The 17,656-nt window shown below is 67.3% G+C and carries 18 protein-coding genes and 1 riboswitch; of the genes, 5 read left to right on the top strand and 13 right to left on the bottom strand.

The window, feature by feature from the left end; all coding sequences use genetic code 11:
* Positions 1-12: 12 nt before the first annotated feature.
* The 9 genes from ACLIVD_RS05510 to ACLIVD_RS05470 all read right to left on the bottom strand — a co-directional run bounded on the left by ACLIVD_RS05510 (position 13) and on the right by ACLIVD_RS05470 (position 8,609).
* Positions 13-774, bottom strand: coding sequence for an SDR family NAD(P)-dependent oxidoreductase (locus tag ACLIVD_RS05510; protein WP_280778807.1), 762 nt, complete (start codon positions 772-774; stop codon positions 13-15).
* Positions 775-811: 37 nt separating this feature from the next.
* Complete coding sequence (locus ACLIVD_RS05505) at positions 812-1,573, bottom strand: SDR family NAD(P)-dependent oxidoreductase (protein WP_280778808.1); 762 nt, start codon at positions 1,571-1,573, stop codon at positions 812-814.
* Entirely contained in the window at positions 1,570-2,772 is a 1,203-nt protein-coding gene (locus ACLIVD_RS05500; RefSeq protein WP_280778810.1) for an acyl-CoA dehydrogenase family protein, read from the bottom strand. Before ACLIVD_RS05500 ends, ACLIVD_RS05505 begins: the two co-directional genes overlap by 4 nt.
* 50 nt (positions 2,773-2,822) lie before the next feature.
* The gene (locus ACLIVD_RS05495) at positions 2,823-3,785 is read right to left on the bottom strand and encodes a phosphotransferase family protein (RefSeq protein WP_280778811.1); all 963 of its coding nucleotides are present in this window, start codon (positions 3,783-3,785) and stop codon (positions 2,823-2,825) included.
* Positions 3,782-4,987, bottom strand: a complete 1,206-nt coding sequence (locus tag ACLIVD_RS05490) for an acyl-CoA dehydrogenase family protein (protein WP_283330579.1) — start codon at positions 4,985-4,987, stop codon at positions 3,782-3,784. Before ACLIVD_RS05490 ends, ACLIVD_RS05495 begins: the two co-directional genes overlap by 4 nt.
* A 9-nt stretch (positions 4,988-4,996) precedes the next feature.
* On the bottom strand, positions 4,997-6,145 hold the full coding sequence (locus ACLIVD_RS05485; RefSeq protein WP_418339401.1) for a thiolase family protein: 1,149 nt from the start codon (positions 6,143-6,145) through the stop codon (positions 4,997-4,999).
* Positions 6,145-6,522 (bottom strand): Zn-ribbon domain-containing OB-fold protein, encoded by a 378-nt coding sequence (locus ACLIVD_RS05480; protein ID WP_280778814.1) that lies wholly within the window; start codon positions 6,520-6,522, stop codon positions 6,145-6,147. The genes ACLIVD_RS05485 and ACLIVD_RS05480 overlap by 1 nt, the downstream gene beginning before the upstream one ends.
* A 37-nt stretch (positions 6,523-6,559) precedes the next feature.
* Positions 6,560-7,348: an enoyl-CoA hydratase/isomerase family protein gene (locus ACLIVD_RS05475; protein ID WP_105412871.1), complete on the bottom strand. Its 789-nt coding sequence runs from the start codon at positions 7,346-7,348 to the stop codon at positions 6,560-6,562.
* A 121-nt stretch (positions 7,349-7,469) separates the two neighbouring features.
* A complete protein-coding gene (locus ACLIVD_RS05470; RefSeq protein WP_491932081.1) occupies positions 7,470-8,609 on the bottom strand; it encodes an acyl-CoA dehydrogenase family protein in 1,140 nt (379 codons plus the stop codon).
* 100 nt (positions 8,610-8,709) lie between these two features.
* On the opposite strand from ACLIVD_RS05470, the gene ACLIVD_RS05465 reads away from it, so the two are divergent.
* Together ACLIVD_RS05465 and ACLIVD_RS05460 are read left to right on the top strand one after the other, a co-directional pair.
* On the top strand, positions 8,710-9,096 hold the full coding sequence (locus tag ACLIVD_RS05465) for a hypothetical protein (protein ID WP_280778816.1): 387 nt from the start codon (positions 8,710-8,712) through the stop codon (positions 9,094-9,096).
* The gene (locus ACLIVD_RS05460; protein WP_280778817.1) at positions 9,080-9,478 is read left to right on the top strand and encodes a hypothetical protein; all 399 of its coding nucleotides are present in this window, start codon (positions 9,080-9,082) and stop codon (positions 9,476-9,478) included. Before ACLIVD_RS05465 ends, ACLIVD_RS05460 begins: the two co-directional genes overlap by 17 nt.
* Positions 9,479-9,537: 59 nt before the next feature.
* Here the strand turns inward: ACLIVD_RS05460 and ACLIVD_RS05455 are convergent, their stop codons facing one another.
* Both ACLIVD_RS05455 and ACLIVD_RS05450 read right to left on the bottom strand, forming a co-directional pair.
* Positions 9,538-11,628, bottom strand: coding sequence for an ArnT family glycosyltransferase (locus ACLIVD_RS05455; RefSeq protein WP_491932080.1), 2,091 nt, complete (start codon positions 11,626-11,628; stop codon positions 9,538-9,540).
* Positions 11,625-12,878, bottom strand: coding sequence for a bifunctional glycosyltransferase family 2/GtrA family protein (locus tag ACLIVD_RS05450; RefSeq protein WP_477952287.1), 1,254 nt, complete (start codon positions 12,876-12,878; stop codon positions 11,625-11,627). The genes ACLIVD_RS05455 and ACLIVD_RS05450 overlap by 4 nt, the downstream gene beginning before the upstream one ends.
* A 140-nt stretch (positions 12,879-13,018) precedes the next feature.
* Between ACLIVD_RS05450 and ACLIVD_RS05445 the strand changes: the two genes are divergently transcribed.
* Positions 13,019-13,444 carry an HIT family protein gene (locus tag ACLIVD_RS05445; protein ID WP_280778820.1) on the top strand — a complete coding sequence of 142 codons (426 nt, stop codon included), beginning with the start codon at positions 13,019-13,021 and terminating at the stop codon, positions 13,442-13,444.
* A gap of 3 nt (positions 13,445-13,447) precedes the next feature.
* On the opposite strand, the gene ACLIVD_RS05440 is transcribed toward ACLIVD_RS05445, so the two are convergent.
* Together ACLIVD_RS05440 and ACLIVD_RS05435 are read right to left on the bottom strand one after the other, a co-directional pair.
* Positions 13,448-14,830: a sensor histidine kinase gene (locus ACLIVD_RS05440; protein ID WP_491932850.1), complete on the bottom strand. Its 1,383-nt coding sequence runs from the start codon at positions 14,828-14,830 to the stop codon at positions 13,448-13,450.
* An 80-nt stretch (positions 14,831-14,910) separates the two neighbouring features.
* On the bottom strand, positions 14,911-15,627 hold the full coding sequence (locus tag ACLIVD_RS05435) for a response regulator transcription factor (protein WP_491932079.1): 717 nt from the start codon (positions 15,625-15,627) through the stop codon (positions 14,911-14,913).
* Positions 15,628-16,399: 772 nt separating this feature from the next.
* A riboswitch (guanidine-III (ykkC-III) riboswitch) is annotated at positions 16,400-16,461 on the top strand.
* Between the two features lie 10 nt (positions 16,462-16,471).
* Here ACLIVD_RS05435 and ACLIVD_RS05430 point away from each other — a divergent pair.
* Together ACLIVD_RS05430 and ACLIVD_RS05425 are read left to right on the top strand one after the other, a co-directional pair.
* Complete coding sequence (locus ACLIVD_RS05430; protein ID WP_280778821.1) at positions 16,472-16,786, top strand: DMT family transporter; 315 nt, start codon at positions 16,472-16,474, stop codon at positions 16,784-16,786.
* Positions 16,787-16,834: 48 nt separating this feature from the next.
* The gene (locus ACLIVD_RS05425; protein WP_280778822.1) at positions 16,835-17,638 is read left to right on the top strand and encodes an ABC transporter; all 804 of its coding nucleotides are present in this window, start codon (positions 16,835-16,837) and stop codon (positions 17,636-17,638) included.
* Positions 17,639-17,656 lie beyond the last annotated feature (18 nt).

Raw genomic sequence — 17,656 nt, 5'->3', positions numbered from 1 at the left:
TGTCACCTTTGCCTACCGGGCGGTCCAGCCGCCATCGACCACCAGAGTCTGGCCTGTGACGTAGGACGACGCGTCCGACGCCAGAAAGAGCACGGCGCCGTCCACTTCGCCGGGACGTCCACCGCGGGCGAGCATCGTGTTGCGGCGCACCCAGTCCGCCGAACGCTGGTTGCTGAACAATCCATCGGTCATTTCCGTGTCGAACCAGCCCGGCACGATGGCGTTCACGCGGATCCCACGTCTGCCCCACTGCCCGGCCAGCTCACGGGTCAGCCCGAGCACGCCGGCTTTCGATGCCGCGTAGCTCGCCCCGCCGATAGGTGCCGTCGACACGAGCCCGACGACCGAGGAGATATTGATGATCGACGCGGCCTCGCCTGCCGGTGTGGTCGAGGCTACGGACGTGGCGAGATGAAATCCCGCGGCCAGATTGACGTCGAGAATCGAGGAGAATTCCTCCGGGCTCTCGTCCTCGGCGTTCGGCCTGCCGGGTCTGCCCGCGTTGTTGACGAGGACGTCGATCCGCCCGGCCTGCGCGAGTGCCCGATCCACGAGCGAGCGCCGGTCCGCGTCCACGGTGATGTCGCACTCGACGGGGACGACGCCGTCGACCTCGCCTGCCAGCGCCGCGAGCCGCTCGACACGGCGGGCGGCCGCGAAGACCGTCGCGCCCGCCGACGCCAGTGTCCGCGCGAATCCCATTCCCAGTCCGGACGACGCACCCGTGACGACGGCGACGCGACCGCTCAACTGGAACAGCTCGGGTACCTGCATGTGGTTGGCTCCTACTCGTGTTCGTGGCACGCGCGCGTCAGTAGACGGCGGTGCGTCCGCCGTCGACCGGGATGACGGCACCCGTGGTGTAACCGGCACGGTCCCCCGCCAGATGCACGACGAGACCGGCGATTTCGTCCGGATTCCCCAGGCGCCCGGCAGGGAGTCGGTCGATGATCTTGCCGACGAACTCGTCGTCCCAGTCCGCCGCCATGTCTGTCGCGAATCCGCCCGGCATGATGCAGTTCACCCGAACCCGGGGCGCGTATTCCTGAGCGAAGGCCATCGTCAGCGCGTTGAGGCCGTTCTTCGATGCCGCGTACATCGCCTCCGGCGGGCTGGGCCGCAGTGCGCCGATGCTCGAGATGTTGATGATCGAACCGCCTCCGGCCGCGCTCATCCTGGCGCCGGCCACCGCCATGAGCCGGAACGGGCCCTTGAGGTTGACCTCGATCGTCTTGTCGAAGAGCGACTCGGAGACCGACTCGAGGCTCGGCGACAGCGGCGCGATGCCGGCGTTGTTGACTACGATGTCGAGGCTCCCGAACTGCGCGAGAATGTGGTCGACGGCGAGTTCGATCGCGTCCCACTTCCCGACGTGCAGTGCGAGCGGTTCGGCGATGCCACCGGTGTCCCTCGTGATCGCGAGGGCCGCGGAGATGCATGCGTCCTCCTTGCGACTCGACACGATCACGGTGGCTCCCGCGGCGGCCAGCCCGCTGGCGATGGCGTATCCGAGCCCTCGGGTGGCCCCCGTGACGAGTGCGACCTTGCCTGTCAGTTCTCGCGGTGCGTTCATGCGTACTTCTTCAGTTCGAGGCGCGCGATGGTGCGCAGATGGACTTCGTTCGGACCGTCGGCGATCTGCAGTGCCCGGGTGATCGCATACAGCCGGGCCAGGATCGTGTCGTCACTCACCCCTGCCGCGCCGTAGGTCTGGACGGCATGGTCGACCACCCGATGAGCGACCTCCATGGCCGCGACCTTGATCGCGGCGACTTCCGAGCGGGCCGCGGCGTTGCCCCGGGTGTCCATCAGCCACGACGACTGGAGAACCAGCAGCCGGATCTGGTCGATCTCCATCCGGCTGCGCGCGATCCACTCCCGTACCACACCGCGGTCGGCGAGCGGCGCACCGAAGGCATTGCGCTGCAGAGCTCGTCGGCACATCAGCTCGAGGGCGCGCTCGGCCATGCCGATCGCGCGCATCGCGTAGTGCATGCGCCCCGGCCCCAGCCTGCCCTGCGCTATCGCGAAACCGTCGCCCTCGGCGCCGAGCATGTGATCGGCAGGCACCCGGACGTCCGTGAACTGGACCTCGCCGTGACCGAGCCGGTCGCGGTACCCGAACATGGGCAGATCGCGTAGGACCTCGATACCGGGAGAATCCGCGGGCACCAGGATCATGCTCTGCTGCCGGTAGGTCGGAGCGTCGGGATCGGACTTTCCCATGAAGATGATGAGCTTGCAGTCGGGGTCGAGAATGCCTGAGGTGTACCACTTCCGGCCGTTCAGGACGTATTCGTCGCCGTCCCGGCGGATGGTCGACGTGATATTGGTGGCGTCCGAGCTCGCCACATCCGGTTCCGTCATGGCGAACGCCGACCGGATCGTGCAGTCGAGGAGCGGCGCGAGCCACCGGGACTGCTGTTGCTCGGTGCCGTACATGGCGAGGATCTCCATGTTGCCGGTGTCGGGTGCCGAACAGTTGATGGCTTCGTTGCCGATCACCGAGCGTCCGACCAGCTCGGCGAGCGGGGCGTACTCGAGGTTGGTGAGACCGGCGCCCCACTCGCCGTGCGTCATGAAGAGATTCCACAGTCCGAGCTCGCGCGCCTTCGCCTGCAGGTCCAGCATGACCTTGGGCTGCTCGTGTGGGTTGTCGTTCGACTTGATCTGCTCGTCGTACACGGCCTCGGCCGGATAGACGTGCTCTTCCATGAAGTTCCGCAGCTGCTCGAGCAGTCGCTCGGTGCGCGCGGAGTATTCGAAGTCCACGTGAGGTCCTCTCTGTTCCGTCATCGCGTCACGCGGTGATCGGAGGTTGATCAGGCAAGTAGCGCGGTTCCGCTGCGGATGAGCTGCGAGATGGTGTCGGGCAGCCGTTCCTGGTCGGGGTCGTGGTGGCGGCCCTCACGGTGCCGGCGCAGGTTGTGGCCCATGATCGCCGCCATCTTCAGACGGCCGAGCGCGTTGAACCAGTTCATGTCCGGCAGCGCCGGGTGGTCCCCGGTGTAGAGGTCGATCAGTTCGTCCGCGGACGGCAGGTCCGGCACGGCGCGTCCCACCCCGGGAAAGTTCGCACCGTCGGCGAATACGAGGAACCAGCCCAATTCGACCCGCGGATCGCCCAGGCTCCAGATCTCCCAGTCGATCAACGCCGCCGGCTCGGTGTCACGCGCGATGATGTTGCCGAGCCGGTAGTCCCCGTGCACCAACGTCGGTGGCAGCGCGTCGGGGAGATCGGCGGCGAGGAGGCGCAGGAGTTCGTCACCGCCGCTGACGAGGTCGGGGGGAACGGCGTCCAGGGTTCGTTTCCACCGCGCCAGCTCCGCAGCGGGTGACAACGGCTCCCCGGCAGCCGGGATCGTGTCGACCGGCACCGCGTGCAGCCGCGGCAGCACCGCGGCCGCACGGCGCATCCGCGCCGCCGCGACGGCCGGTTCGACCGGAGGGGAATCGAGCACCGGCTCGAGTGATTCCCCGGCCACGCACTCCATCGCGAACCACGCCGGCCCGTCCTCGTCGACGGCGACGATCCGAGGAACGGGAACCTCTGTCGCACCGAGTGTTTCCATGATCCGCGCCTGACGCACCATGTCGTGCCGCCCGATGGGGCGTTGCCCCTCGGGAACCGCCTTGACCACGAGGTCGCCGTCGCTGGTCGGCACTTTGTACGTCAGCCCGGAATGCCCACCGAGGAGCGGCTCGAGTGCGCCGACATCGAGGCCGGGGCTCTGCTCGCGCAGGCGCTGGGCCACCCGGACGCCGAGCGCGCTGTTCGTGGTCATCGGCGCGGCTCCCTCGGCAGACCGAGAACACGCTCGGCGAGGATGTTGCGCTGGATCTCGTCGGTGCCGCCCGCGATCCGGTACCCGGGTGCGCCGAGCACATGCTCCGTCCACGCGAACGTTCCCCACTCGCCCGAGTCGGCAATCAGATCGCGTCCCAGCAACAGCCGGACCACCTCCGACGTGCGCGCCATGGTGTCCGTGGCAAGCAACTTGCCCACCGAAGCCTCGGGGCCGGGGTCCTTGTCGGCGACCACTGCCGCGGCCACCCGCATTCCGGTCACGCGCTGGACATAGCTGCGGGTCACCAGGTCCGCGACCTTGTCACGCTCGATCTCGGTGAGCGGCCGGTCGAGGTGACGGGCGAGTTCGACGGCGTGATCGGCGTTGGCCAGACCCAGGTTCCCGGCGTCGAGTCGTTCGGCCGCCAGCACGGTCAAGGCGACCGGCCACCCCTGCCCCACGGGCCCCAACCGGTGGTCGTCCGACAGTTCGACACCGTCCAGATAGACCTCATTGAAGGAACTGCCCCCGGTCATCTGGCGGATCGGGCGGACGGTGACCCCGGGAGCATCCATCGGGACCAGGAACACCGTGAGGCCTGCGTGTTTGGGCGCGTCGGGGTCGGTGCGGCACACCGCCACCCCCACGTCGGCGACGCGGGCGCCGGACGTCCAGACCTTGTGCCCGGTGATCGTCCAGCGGCCATTCCGTTCGACTGCCCTCGTCCGGACGGCGGCAAGGTCGGATCCGGCTTCGGTCTCCGAAAAAAGCTGACAGGCAATGATATCGGTCCGGAGCATCGCGCGCACATACCGCTCGCACTGTTCCGGTGTTCCCCACTGGGCGATCGCCGGGGCTACCAGTTGCTGAGTCACCGAGAACATTTCGGTCCGGCGCGGCACGTCGAATGCGTTCTCCTCCCGCCGGAACGCGAGGACGTAGGACATCGGCAGGCCGCGGCCACCGTACTCGGCCGGCCAGTTCATCGAGCCCCAGCCGGCGTCGAACTTCGTCTGCTCGTACGCGCGGATATGGTCGGTCTCGTCGCGCTCCTGCTCCGCTGTCCAATTCTCGAAGACGGCGACCGAGTCGGATCCCACTCCCCATTTGATCTGGGTGCGCGGTTCGGCGACAGTTCTCAACCATGCCCGCGCTTCATCCACGAACTGGTCCAGGTCGGGCATCGTTGCTTGATTCATGGCTCTTCCTCAGACGGACAGGACGGTGCAGGCGCTGATTCCGGGCGCACCGTAGACATGGGTGAATCCGATGCGCGGGTGTCCGGGAACCTGTCGGGCACCGGCCTCCCCGCGTAACTGCGTGACGATCTCGTGTATCTGCCGGAGGCCGGAGGCGCCGATCGGTTCCCCGTTGGCGATGCATCCGCCGTCGGTGTTGATCGGGATCCGGCCGCCGATCTCCGTCTCGCCGGTCGCGATCAGTTTCTCCTGTTCGCCGTGCTCACAGAATCCGCACTCGGCCATGTGCATGATCTCGGCACCGCTCTCCGTGTCCTGGAGTTGCGCGACGTCCACATCCGAGGGACCGAGTCCGGCCTGCTCGAATGCGGCGGCGGCGGTGGACGTGCTCACGCTGGGTGGGGTTCCCCGGCCCTGTATCGACGGACCGAACACCTCGAAGGAACCGAACCGGCGGGTGCCCGCCGAGATTCCGCGCAAGTGCACCGGCCTTCCGCCGAGGCGCCGGGCGGCGGCTTCACTCGCCACGACGACGGCGGCACCGCCCTCACCGGGAGAGCAGAACATGTATCGCGTCAGCGGGTCGTTGACCATGTCCGCTGCGGCGATTGCCTCGGCGGACATCGGTTCGCGGCGCCAGGCATTCGGGTTCAGCGAGCCGTTGCGGTACGCCTTCTCCGCCACGGCGGCCAGAGTCGGTGCACTGATTGCGTGCTCGCGCATGTACCGCGCGATCTTGATGCCGAAGAACTGGGTGGTGACCATCAGGCCCGCCTCGCCGTAGCCGACGGGCAGACCCCAATCCTCCGGTGCCGGGTCGAAGGCGCCGCGCGGATGTTTGTCGAATCCGACCGCGAGTGCGATGTCGGCGGCACCCGCACGAATCGCGTTGACGGCCGACACCAGCGCGCTACCGCCGGTCGCGCAACCGTTCTTGACGTTGGTGAAGGGTATTCCCGTGAGCCCGAGTTCGGCGACGAGGGTGTCGGCGAGCCCGGAACCGTCACTGCCACCGAATGCGACCTGAACATCGGTCCACCCGATGCCGGCGTCCGTCAACGCGGACGCGATCGCATCCAGCGCCAGCCGGCGACCACTCCTGCCCGGCTGACGTCCGAACTTCGACAGTCCGGCCCCGATGATCGACACGGTGGACATCAGCGGATCTCCTTCAGATAGGCATCGGTGGCGAACCGGGGCACCGGCGCCGTGGCGATCAAGGTCACCGGCGCCCCGTCGTCCAACTCGTCGAAGTCGTGGCATTCGAGCACGGCTTCGATCTTGATTCCCTCGGGGAGTTCGACGTATCCGACGGCGAACGGCGCGAAACCGTTCGGCGGCGGCACGTACGGCGGGGATTTCGGGGCGAACCGCTGGACCGTGTACGCCCAGACCGTTCCGCGTGCGCTCAGGGTGAACGGCGACATCGCCGGTCGTGAGCACTGCGAGCACAGGCCGGTGGCCGGGAACGCGACAGTCGAGCAGTGGGAGCACCGGCTCGCGCCGAGCGCAGGCGCGGTATGTGTCTCGCCCATCCTCATTCTCTCCTCGGGATTCGTCGTCGGCGTCGGATCAGCGACCGACCCAGACCGGCTCACGCTTTTCGAGGAAGGCGTTCACGCCTTCTCGTGCGTCCTCGGACTGCAGCGCGTTGCCGACGGCGAGGTGCTCCATCACCATCAGCGACTGGATGTCTGCGTCGAGACCGCGGTCGATGCACATCTTGGTGAGCTTCATCATGAACGGGCTCTTGTCGACGATCGGGGCGATGAACTCGGCGAGAAGCTTGTCGAGGTCTTCGGCCGGCGCCGACGCGTTGATCAGGTCGAAGGCCTCCGCCTCCTTGCCGGTCAGGAGTTTGCCGGTCAGCATGAGCTCCTTGGTCTTTCGAATTCCGATCATCCGCGGGAGCCGGTAGATCGGGCCTGCCCCACCGAACAGCGCGCGACGGATGTGGAAGTCGCCGATCCGGGCGTCCTCGGCGGCGATGGCGAAGTCGCAGGAGATCATGAGCTCGAAACCGCCTGCGGTGACGAAGCCTTCGAGAACCGCGACGGACGGTGTGTTCATCGAGTACAGGCGGTCGCAGACCTTGGCGGACAGCACGGCGACGTCCATCGCGGTGGTGGAGCCGACGTACTTCTCCCGCAGTTCGTCGAGATCGAAGCCCGAGCAGAAGGTGCCGTCACGTCCACGCAGGACGAGCACCTTGAGGCTGGGGTCGTTGTCGACCTCCACGATGATCTCGTCGAGGCGATGCAGCAGCTCGACGGTGACCGCGTTCTTCTTGTGCGGGCGGTTGAGCCACACACGGGCGACGTCGCCGTCCTTCTCGAGCACGATGTGGTCGGTGTCCACCATGTCGGTGTCCTTTCGAGGGGAGAAACTGAACTGGATTCACTTCAGTTCTACTGGGTGGGAGATGGTCCGTCAATAGGCCGGGGCAAGAGGTTTCGATTCAGCCGCGGGCAGGCGCCAGGATTCAGAGCCCGACGAGATCCGCGACGCGACTGCGGTGTGCCCGTGAATCACCGAGAAGCGGTTCGTCGCCGAGCGCGCGGCGAACGTAGGAATGCGCCGCATGTTCCCAGGTGAAACCGACACCGCCATGCAATTGCACGGCCTCGAGGGCGGTACCGATCGCCGCCTCGGTGCAGATCGCCCCCGCGACCGCGGCCGGGAGCGCCGCGGATTCCGGGTCTTCCGAGAACACGGCGGCGGCATACCGCGCCGCCGATCGAGCCTTCTCCAACTCGACCAAAGTGTTCGCCAATCGATGCTTGACGGCCTGGAAGGAGCCGATCGCTCGCCCGAACTGGTGGCGCTGCGTCGTGTATTCCGTTGTGCTTTCGAGTAAACGATCGACGATTCCCACATGTTCGCAGGCCAGCCCGATCACTCCCAGGCTGTGCAGTGATGCGGCCGTCCGCAGTGCGTCGCCGGGTCCGACGAGACGCACCGCGGCCGCGTCGTCGAAGAGCAGATTCGCCTGCCGCCGACTGGGATCTATGACCGGAAGCTCCGTGCGCCGCACCGGGGCGGTACGCAGATCGACCGCATAGAGGCCGGGCCCCTCGTCACCGCGTCCGAGTAGCACGACGATATCGGCCGCGCCGCCCTGCACGACATTGGTCGAGCGGCCGGACACCGACCAGCGGTCTCCGGTTCGGGTGGCGTCGACGAAATCGGTCTCCGCGCTCAGAGCTGTCACGGTTGCGACGAGTTCGCCCTGGACGACTCGCCCCAGCAGTTCGTCGACCTGCGGGCACCTGTCGGCGGCGAGCAGGGCGTGCACTCCCAGCATCGCCGACGTGAGTACGGGTTCGCTGACCAGCGCGCGCCCGCATTCTTCGAGAACGATCCCGAGTTCGACCACGCCGTAACCCAGGCCGCCACGATCCTCCGGCACCGTCAGGGCGGCGACGTTCATCTCCTTGACGAGAAGCGACCACAACTCGGGGGAATATCCGATTTCCGACTCGGCGGCGAGTCTGCCGGCCTCGAGCGTCGAGTGCCGATCCAGCAATTGGCGGACCACCGCCCGGATGTCGTCGTGCTCGGCGACAGGCGTCATCGCCGGGGGTTCGGTCTCGGGCCAGGGATGGGAATGGGGGGTCGGCATGGAACTCTCCTCAAATTGACGTGAGTTCAGTTTAGTTTCGCCGAAGCCGTCGCGGCAAGCACTCTCGACAAGCGGCGTTGGGTTGAACTAAGTTCATTTCATGACCGATGCACTCGTGATCGAGCGGTACTACGCGATCCTCGACAGCGGCCGGATCGACGATGCAGTTGCCCTGCTCGACGAATCGATCGAGTTCGCCATAGTCCTCCCGGGTACCGTCCGCAGGGGGTACAGCCGCTCCGACATGCTCGACTACCTGAGGGGACGGCCCTCGGTCGATCGACGACACGTGCTTCTCCGAACGAGCAGCGCCGGCGACGTCCAGTTCGCCTACGGCTCCGTCGTCGAGAACGACGTGAAGACAACCGGCTACTTCCTCGCCGCGATGCACCTCGACAGCGATGGCGCCATCGACGCGTACGAGGTGTCCTTCGACACGGAATTCAGCATTCTCACAAAGGAGTTGGCCCATGGGAAGCGTGACTGACCTGACCGAGACGGCCTCTCCGACTCCCGTGCTGATCGCGTGGTTCGCGATCATGGATTCGGACGATCCCGATCGCGTCCTGAACATGATCACCGACGATTTCCGGATGTCGGTTCAATTCTCCACCGGCGGTGGGAATGCCGCCGAATTCGTCGGGGATCGCGCCGGACTCGTCGAGTACCTGCAGCAACGCGAGAAGAGTGTGCTCGTACACGAAATCCTCGCGGGATCTCGTGTGGGAGAGGTCGAGCTGGCGCTGGGACGCACCACACGGAACGGCGATTTCGAGGCCTCGTTCAACACGTCGGCACAGCTCGACGGTTCGGGCCGCGTACGGAGGTTGCTGATCTGCCGCACACCCGAGATCTCGTTCCCCCTCTGAAACAGCTGTGAGTACTTGTTAACCGTGGGCGGTTAACAAGTACTCACAGCCGGTGTCGGTCAGGACGTGAGGTCGTACAGGGTCACGCCGTCGACGGTGGCGGCGGTGAAGTTCTCCTGCACCCAGGTGGAGATCTCCGATGCCGTTCCGTCTCCACCCATTCCGCCTCGACCGCCGGCGATGAAGTAGTGGATCTTGCCGTCCGCCACGTACTGCTGGAACTGCTCCAGCGTGGGTGACGGATCGCTGCCGTTGAATCCGCCGATCGGCATGACCGGGTCCTCGGTGGCCAGCTGGTAGCCGGATGCACTGTTGGATCCGATGGCCGCCGCGACCCAGGTGTAGTTGCCGGAATCCTGTTCGAGCAATGCCACCAGTTCCGCGCCCGGATCGCTACCGGAGAGCAGTCCCCCGGCGGCGCCGCCGCCCATGGCACCCATACCGCCCATGCCGTCGGTGGCTCCTGCCGCCGCGCCGTCCGTTGCGCCGGCAACGGCACCGCCCGGCAAGGTGGGCGCCGCGGCACCGTCGGTGCGGCCGCCCATGCGTCCCGCACCGTCCACGCCGGCGGGGCCACCCATTGCGCCGGGGCCTCCGCGGGCGCCTTCGACGTTGGGTCCGGCCGAGACGATCGAACCGGTGTGCGGCGTCGCGATGGTGTCGACGGCGTAGGCCGTCGGACCGGCGAGCCCGGTGAACAGCGCGGCCAGCGTGACCACGGCAGCGATCCGGCCGCGGGTCAGCGCCGGGATCAGCACGGCAACCGCGGCGACGACGCCGAAAACGACCACGGCCCACTTCAGCCACGGCACGAACGACGCGCTGCGTCCGAGCAGAACCCAGGACATGGCAGCGGTGGCCAGCAGTGTCACCGCGAGAACCGCCCGCACCCACAGCGTGTCCCGTCGACGCCACAGCGTCACCGAGCCGATCGCCACCAGCGCGGCCACGGCCGGTGCGAGTGCCACGGTGTAGTACGCGTGGAAGATGCCCGCCATGAAGCTGAACGTCAGTCCGGTCACGAGCAGCCACAGACCCCACACGAGGAACGACGCACGCTGGGTGTCGACGCGAGGTGCCCTGCCGCGCAGTGCGAGACCGGCGGCCAGCAGGATCAGTGCGGCCGGGATGAGCCAGGCGATCTGACCGCCCTGTGCCGCCTCGAACATCCGCATGATGCCGGTGCTACCCCACATACCGCCACCGCCGGGGGCGCCTCCTCCGGGGAAGCCGCCGCCCGCCATGGCCTCGCCGGCACCGCCCATGGCCGCTGCGGCGTCCCCACGACCACCGCCGCCGGGCGTGACACTGCCGGTCTCCTCACCGTTCAACCGGCCGAGACCGTTGTAGCCCAGCGTGAGTTCGAGGATCGAATTGTTCTGCGAACCGCCGATCCAGGGCCGCGACGACGCCGGCCACAGTTCGACGATCAGCAACCACCAGCCCGCGGAGACGATCATCGCGCCGAGCGCCGCGAAGCACTGGGCGAGGCGTTTGCCGAACTTCGGCGGTCCCGCGACGAGATAGGTCAGAGCGAGCGGCGGGACGACGAGCATCACCTGAAGCTGCTTGGTCAGGAACCCCAGACCGACGAACACGCCGGTCAGCACCATCCACCGGGTGCGTCCGTCCTCCACGGCCCGCAGCATCGCCCACACGGAGGCGATCATCAGCAGCACCAGCAGGGCGTCGGGGTTGTTGAACCGGAACATCAGCACCGCGATCGGCGTCAGCGACAGCACGAGACCCGCGAGCAGACCCGCCGGGGCGCCGAACCACCGCTTCACCGTGGCGTACAGCAGCGCGACGGAACCGACCCCGAGCAGAGCCTGCGGTACCAGCATCGCCCATGAGCTGAGCCCGAAGACCCGGACCGACAACGCCATCAGCCACAGCGACATCGGAGGCTTGTCGACGGTGATGGAGTTGGCGGCGTCGGAGGATCCGAAGAAGAACGCCTTCCACGACTCCGACCCCGCCTGGACCGCGGCTGCGTAGAACGAGTTGGCCCAGCCGGAGGCGCCGAGCCCCCAGATGTACGCGACCGCGGTCCCGACCAGGAGTGCGGCGAGCGCCCACGGCTCCCACCGCCTGCGGGCGGGAGGTGGTTCGGCCGCGTCGACCTTCGGTTGTTCGAGGGTCGTCGTCATGCGTGAGCTCCTTCGGGGCGTGCGTTCCTGAACACCCAGCGAAGGGCTATGAAACGACTGATGGTGGCAACGAGATTGGCGAGGACGAGGACGGCGAGTTCGACGTGCTTGGACACGTCCGGGGCCGCCGAGTGGAGGACGTACAGCGAACCGCTGGTGAGCAGCAGCCCGAAGGCGAACACGAGCAGGCCCTGCATCTGATGCCGGGCGGCACCCTCGGACCCGCGGACACCGAAGGTGAACGCGCGGTTCGCGGCCGTGTTGAGCACGGCGGTGACGAGCAGTGAGACGGCGTTGGCCCACTGCGCGCCCATGATCGGATGCAGGATCAGGTAGAGCAGCGCGTACGCGACGGTCGACGCGACGCCGATCACGGCGAACCGGGCCAGCTGCCCGACCATGCCGCGGGGAACTCCGGGCACCAGCGGCTCGCGGCCGAAACTGTCACGGAGGCTGCCGATCGGCAGCGATCCGGTGGACAGGGCCCGGCCCACCCGCCACACGCCCTCGAGGTCGGCGACGGCGGTCGCGACGATGTCGACGCGACTGTCCGGGTCGTCGACCCAGTCGACGGGGACCTCGTGGATGCGGAGGCCTGCGCGTTCCGCGAGCACCAGCAACTCGGTGTCGAAGAACCACCCGGTGTCCTCGACCAGCGGCAGCAGGCGCTGCGCGACGTCCGCCCGCATCGCCTTGAACCCGCACTGCGCGTCGGAGAACCGCGCGTGCAGTGCGCTGCGGAGGATGAGGTTGTAGCTGCGGGAGATGAACTCGCGCTTCGGTCCCCGGACCACCCGCGACGAGCGGGCGAGGCGGGAGCCGATCGCGAGGTCCGAGTGTCCCGACAGCAAGGGCGCGATGAGCGGCATCAGGGCGTTGAGGTCCGTCGACAGGTCGACGTCCATGTACGCCACCACCTCGGCGTCGGAGGCACTCCACACCGCACGCAGAGCGCGGCCTCGCCCCTTCTCGTCGAGGTGCACGACGTGGACGCCGTCGATCTCGGCGGCCAGCCGGTGCGCCACTGCGAGGGTGGCGTCGACGCTGGCATTGTCGGCGATGGTGATCCGGGCGGAGTAGGGAACGTTCTCGTCGAGGTGCCGCCGCAGCCGGCGCACGCAACGTTCGAGTCCGGCTTCCTCGTTGTAGACCGGCACGACAACGTCGAGCACGGGCGCGGTCTCGGCGGTTTCGGGGGTCTCGAGTCGTCCCATGGCGCCCGGTGCGCGGGAGAGGGAATTCGTCGTCATGCGTCTTAGATTCGGCCCGTACGCTCCGATGACTCTGGACGGAGGCTGGGAGTTTCCTGTGCGCTTCGCCCCCGTGAGTACTTATTAACCGCGGGAGGTTAATAAGTACTCACGGGGGGCGAAGCCGCATAATGGCGGCCATGGGATCTGTATTCAGCGCCATCATCAACGGAGATCTGCCCGGACGTTTCGTGTGGGAGGACGAGGACGTCGTCGCGTTCCTCACCATCGCCCCGGTCACCCAGGGCCATGCGCTCGTCGTACCCCGCAAGGAGGTGGACCAGTGGCAGGACGTCGACGGTGAGATCTGGGCGAAGGTCATGGACGTCGCCCGCACGATCGGGCAGGCCGTCCGCCCCGCTTTCGACGCACCGCGGGCAGGACTGCTGATCGCGGGCCTCGAGGTGCCGCACCTGCACGTGCATGTCTTCCCGGCCTACGACCTCGGCGATTTCAACATCAGTAACGCCGAGCAGAACCCGTCCCAGGAATCGCTCGACGAGGCGCAGGCGAAGCTCAAGGCTGCGCTGCGCGAACTCGGTCACGGGGAGAACGTCCCCGACTGACGGTCAGTTCGACCGCGGCAGTTCCACCCGGAACGTGGCGCCCTCGCCGGGCCGGCTGTCGACGGTCACCGACCCGCGGTGGGCGGCGACCAAGGCCGCCACGATCGACAGGCCGAGGCCGCTGCCACCACTCTCCCGGGTGCGGGACGCGTCGGTGCGGTAGAACCTCTCGAACACCCGGGCCGCGTCCTCCTCACTGAGTCCCGGTCCGGTATCGGCCACCTCGAGCACGACGCTGTGTTCGGTGGTGCTCAGCCGCACCGTCACGTCCGCGGTGGCGGGGGTGTGTTTGACGGCGTTGGCGAGCAGGTTGCCGAGGACCTGCCGCAGCCGGGCCTCGTCACCGATCACCTCGGGCGTCCCGGGTCCGGGGCGGACGTCGAGTGCGATGGACCGATCGGGGGCGACGGCGCGTGCCCCGTGCACGGCGTCCGACGCCACCGACAGCAGGTCGACGGGCCGGGTCTCGAGGGGACGCTGGGCATCGAGCCGGGCGAGCATGAGGAGATCCTCGACGAGGAGCCCCATCCGCGACGCCTCGCCTTCGATGCGACTCATCAGGGTTTCCGTGTCGGTCATCGCGCCTTGTCGATACAGCTCGGCGAAGCCGCGAATCGTGGTGAGCGGGGTGCGTAACTCGTGGCTCGCGTCGGCGACGAATCGCCGCATCTTCTCCTCGGAGCGGCGCGCCGATTCCTCCGATGCCTCGGTGGCGGCGAACGCGTGCTGGATCTGGGCGAGCATTCCGTTGAGCGCCACGGACAGTCGACCGATCTCGGTACGCTCGTCCCGTTCCGGGACACGCCGGTGCAAGTCACCCGACGCGATCGCCGCGGCGGTCTCCTCCACTTCGACGAGGGGACGCAGACTGCGCCGGACCACGAAGTACGCGACCACCCCCAGCGCGATCAACACCACCACACCGATGATGAGTTGCAGCACGATCAGCCGGTTCACCGTTTCGTCGTTCTCGGTGAGTGTCATCGCGACGGTGGTCTCGGTTCCGTCCGGCGCGGTCGTCGTCAGCACCCGCCACCGCACGTCGGAGTTGTCGGTCGAGCCGACCGTCTCGGGTCCCGACGCGGGGTCCTCGGGCAGTGCGGGGGAGGCGGATTCGTCGTTGATCTCACGCAGGACCGTTCCGTTCGGCAGCGTCGTGCGGACGTAGAACGGGCTCGGTGGGCGGCCGAGGTTCGGTTCGACCGGCGGCGGCAGCGGGCGCAATTTGCCGGGCTTCGCCCACCCCTGAGCCGCGTCGTGCAGCTGGTGATCGACACGGTTGGTCAGCGAATTCTCCAGCGCCGACGTCACCGCGACACCGGACGCGAGGAGTCCGAGCGAAGAGAGCAGAAGCACGGCGCCGACGAGGGTGATGCGCAGCGGCATCGCGCGAATCCACCGTCGCGCAGGCCCGTTCGGGACAGCGGCGACCGCCTCGGCCGGCTCCCGCGGAGCCGCAGGCGCGGTCATCGCCGCGGTTCTCGCATCACGTAGCCGACTCCGCGGAGGGTGTGGATCAGCGGCGTCTCGCCCGTGTCGACCTTCCGGCGGAGGTAGGACACGTACGACTCGACCACCCCGACCTCACCGCCGAAGTCGTAGTTCCAGACGTGGTCGAGGATCCGCGGCTTGCTCAGCACGGTGCCGGCGTTGACCATGAAGTACCGCAGCAGGGTGAACTCCGTCGGCGACAGCGACACCAGGTCGCCCGCCTTCCAGACCTCCCGCGTGTCGTCGTCGAGTTCGATGTCGGCGAACTTGATGCGGGCGGACTGCTCGTCCACCGACACCTTGCCTGCCCGCCGCAGGATGACGCGCAGCCGGGTCACCACTTCTTCGAGGCTGAACGGCTTGGTGACGTAGTCGTCCGCACCGAGGGTGAGGCCGCTGATCTTGTCCTCCACCGCATCCTTCGCGGTGAGGAACAGCACCGGAACGTCCACACCGTCGGCGCGCAGCCGCTTGAGCAGGCCGAACCCGTCCATTCCCGGCATCATGACGTCGAGAATGACGGCGTCGGGGCGGAACGTGCGCGCCGTGTCGAGTCCCTCGGCCCCGGTCGACGCCGTCGCCACCTCGAATCCCTGAAAACGCAGGCTCACGGAGAGCAACTCGACGATGTTCGGTTCGTCGTCGACGACGAGGACGCGGGCTTCGACAGGCTTCTCATTCACGCAACCCATCATCACTCGTGACGCTGGATCGTCGCTGTACGTTTCCTGGGAGATTGCTGTGAGCCGGTACCGCCTGCTTGTGCGGGTGGGATTCCGGTCGTCAGTTCACCACGATGTTGAGGTTGAGTACTACTCCGCCGAACGTCAGGATCGTGTTGGCCAATCCGAGGGTGACACCGCTGTTGAGTGCCCCGAGCAGTCCGAGCATCATGACCTCCATCGTCGCCCCTGGGGAAGGGGTAGTTGCGCGCTGTCCGTGCGCGTTGCGGATGACACTAGGTCAACTCGGAAGAATTCGCGGCGACACACGCAAGCAAACTCGCTGAATAAAATCACCCATTCTTCTTTACCGAAAAAAGGGGGAAATTCTCGGTACATGAGCAAGGATGGGAAAGTTGCGCTCCGCGTGCCGGCGCCTCCGGCCGTCGCACACGAGACAACCCCGCCGTCGATCCGACAGCGGGGTTGCGGGAGCGGAGTTGTCTTGACAGGCAGGAAGTTCAGGCTACGACGTTCAGGTTGAAAACCACTCCACCGAACGTCCCGATCGTGTTGGCGAGTCCGAGGGTGAAAGCGCTGTTGATTGCGGCGAGCAGTCCGAGCATCATGATGTGCCTCGTTATCTTCCGTGGTATATGCACAGAATTCACTGTTTCGCTCGACAATAAATGAGACGACCTCGATCTGCGAGATAATCGGCGCATTCGCGACCCGTGCGCGTTCGAGGAGTGTGTACTCGCTCACCACTCACAGGCGCGGAGCGCCCCGTTGGGTACCGTGGAAATCGTCGACACGACATCCGGACGAGCGCACCGTACCCGGCCAGCGACAAGACGGTGCCCGGAGGTTTGTCATGGCGTGGATCGTGCTTGTGCTGTCGGGAATCCTGGAGGCCGTCTGGGCCACCGCCCTCGGCCGATCGGAAGGGTTCACCAAACTCGGACCCAGTGTCGTATTCGGCGTCGCGTTGATTCTCAGCATGGCGGGTCTGGCGTTCGCGATGCGCAGTCTCCCCATCGGAACGTCGTACGCGGTCTGGGTCGGCATCGGCGCAGCCCTCACGGTCGGGTTCGCGATGGTGACCGGCTCCGAGAGTTCCTCACTGGTGAAGATCCTGCTGATCCTGGGCATCGTGGGATGCGTCGTCGGGCTGAAGGTCCTCCACTGACCGGATCGTGACACTCGATGCTTGTGTGTCGCGGGTTACAGTAATTCCATGAACCTGGTGTCGTTGATGACCCTCCCGGTGCGCGTCGGCCTCGCGGCGGCCGATGTCGGTCTCGGAATCGCCGAAGCCAGCCTGATGACCGTCCGGACGGCGGTCGCCGGGACCGGTGTCGTCACGGGGATGGGCACCCAGGGCAGCCCGTTGCAGGTGATCAGCCAGCTGTCGTCGCTCGCGGCCAACGACCGCCCGCTCGGGCAGGCCCTCCAGCCGGGTGGTCCGCTCGACCGCCTCCTCGCTCCGGGCGGTCCCGTCGACCGTCTCACGTCGGAGGGCGGCACCCTCGAACGCCTGCTCGAGCCGGGCGGCCCGCTCGAGCGGGTGCTCGCCAAGGACGGCCCGCTCGACCGGGTGCTCGCCGAGGACGGCACCCTGGAACGGCTTCTCGCGAAGGACGGTCTGCTCGACCGCCTCACCGCGGAGCAGGGGCCACTCGAACGGCTGACCGCGCGGGACGGTGCTGTCGAGCGGCTCACGGCGCCGGGCGGAATCGTGGACCGGGCGCTCGCCGAGAACGGCATCCTCGAGACCCTGCTGTCGGAGGGCGGCGCGTTCGAACGGCTCATCGCCGAGGGTGGCCCGCTCGACCAGATCGTGGCGCTGTCCGAGACGTTGACGGCCCTGGCGCCCAACCTCGAGCGGATGAGCGCCAGCATCGACTTGTTGCAGGAAACGGTGGGCATTCTCAGCGCCGCGGTCGGGCCGCTCGGCGACCTCGCCGGCAAGTTGCCGGGACGCTGGCTCAAGGGCAAGGGCGACCGCCCGGGCGTCGACTACACACTCGGGCCCGCCTGACACTTGACCTGAACGCAA

It is taken from the genome of Rhodococcus sp. G6(2025) (assembly GCF_058628105.1).
This window is presented reverse-complemented; position numbering and strand designations above follow the sequence as displayed.

Bases quoted from the DNA above. Each gene is read 5' to 3' on its own strand.
- ACLIVD_RS05510 (WP_280778807.1), bottom strand. From the start codon at position 774: ATGCAGGTACCCGAGCTGTTCCAGTTGAGCGGTCGCGTCGCCGTCGTC.
- ACLIVD_RS05505 (WP_280778808.1), bottom strand. From the start codon at position 1,573: ATGAACGCACCGCGAGAACTGACAGGCAAGGTCGCACTCGTCACGGGG.
- ACLIVD_RS05495 (WP_280778811.1), bottom strand. From the start codon at position 3,785: ATGACCACGAACAGCGCGCTCGGCGTCCGGGTGGCCCAGCGCCTGCGC.
- ACLIVD_RS05490 (WP_283330579.1), bottom strand. From the start codon at position 4,987: ATGAATCAAGCAACGATGCCCGACCTGGACCAGTTCGTGGATGAAGCG.
- ACLIVD_RS05485 (WP_418339401.1), bottom strand. From the start codon at position 6,145: ATGTCCACCGTGTCGATCATCGGGGCCGGACTGTCGAAGTTCGGACGT.
- ACLIVD_RS05480 (WP_280778814.1), bottom strand. From the start codon at position 6,522: ATGGGCGAGACACATACCGCGCCTGCGCTCGGCGCGAGCCGGTGCTCC.
- ACLIVD_RS05475 (WP_105412871.1), bottom strand. From the start codon at position 7,348: ATGGTGGACACCGACCACATCGTGCTCGAGAAGGACGGCGACGTCGCC.
- ACLIVD_RS05470 (WP_491932081.1), bottom strand. From the start codon at position 8,609: ATGCCGACCCCCCATTCCCATCCCTGGCCCGAGACCGAACCCCCGGCG.
- ACLIVD_RS05465 (WP_280778816.1), top strand. From the start codon at position 8,710: ATGACCGATGCACTCGTGATCGAGCGGTACTACGCGATCCTCGACAGC.
- ACLIVD_RS05460 (WP_280778817.1), top strand. From the start codon at position 9,080: ATGGGAAGCGTGACTGACCTGACCGAGACGGCCTCTCCGACTCCCGTG.
- ACLIVD_RS05455 (WP_491932080.1), bottom strand. From the start codon at position 11,628: ATGACGACGACCCTCGAACAACCGAAGGTCGACGCGGCCGAACCACCT.
- ACLIVD_RS05450 (WP_477952287.1), bottom strand. From the start codon at position 12,878: ATGACGACGAATTCCCTCTCCCGCGCACCGGGCGCCATGGGACGACTC.
- ACLIVD_RS05445 (WP_280778820.1), top strand. From the start codon at position 13,019: ATGGGATCTGTATTCAGCGCCATCATCAACGGAGATCTGCCCGGACGT.
- ACLIVD_RS05440 (WP_491932850.1), bottom strand. From the start codon at position 14,830: ATGCCGCTGCGCATCACCCTCGTCGGCGCCGTGCTTCTGCTCTCTTCG.
- ACLIVD_RS05435 (WP_491932079.1), bottom strand. From the start codon at position 15,627: ATGGGTTGCGTGAATGAGAAGCCTGTCGAAGCCCGCGTCCTCGTCGTC.
- ACLIVD_RS05430 (WP_280778821.1), top strand. From the start codon at position 16,472: ATGGCGTGGATCGTGCTTGTGCTGTCGGGAATCCTGGAGGCCGTCTGG.
- ACLIVD_RS05425 (WP_280778822.1), top strand. From the start codon at position 16,835: ATGAACCTGGTGTCGTTGATGACCCTCCCGGTGCGCGTCGGCCTCGCG.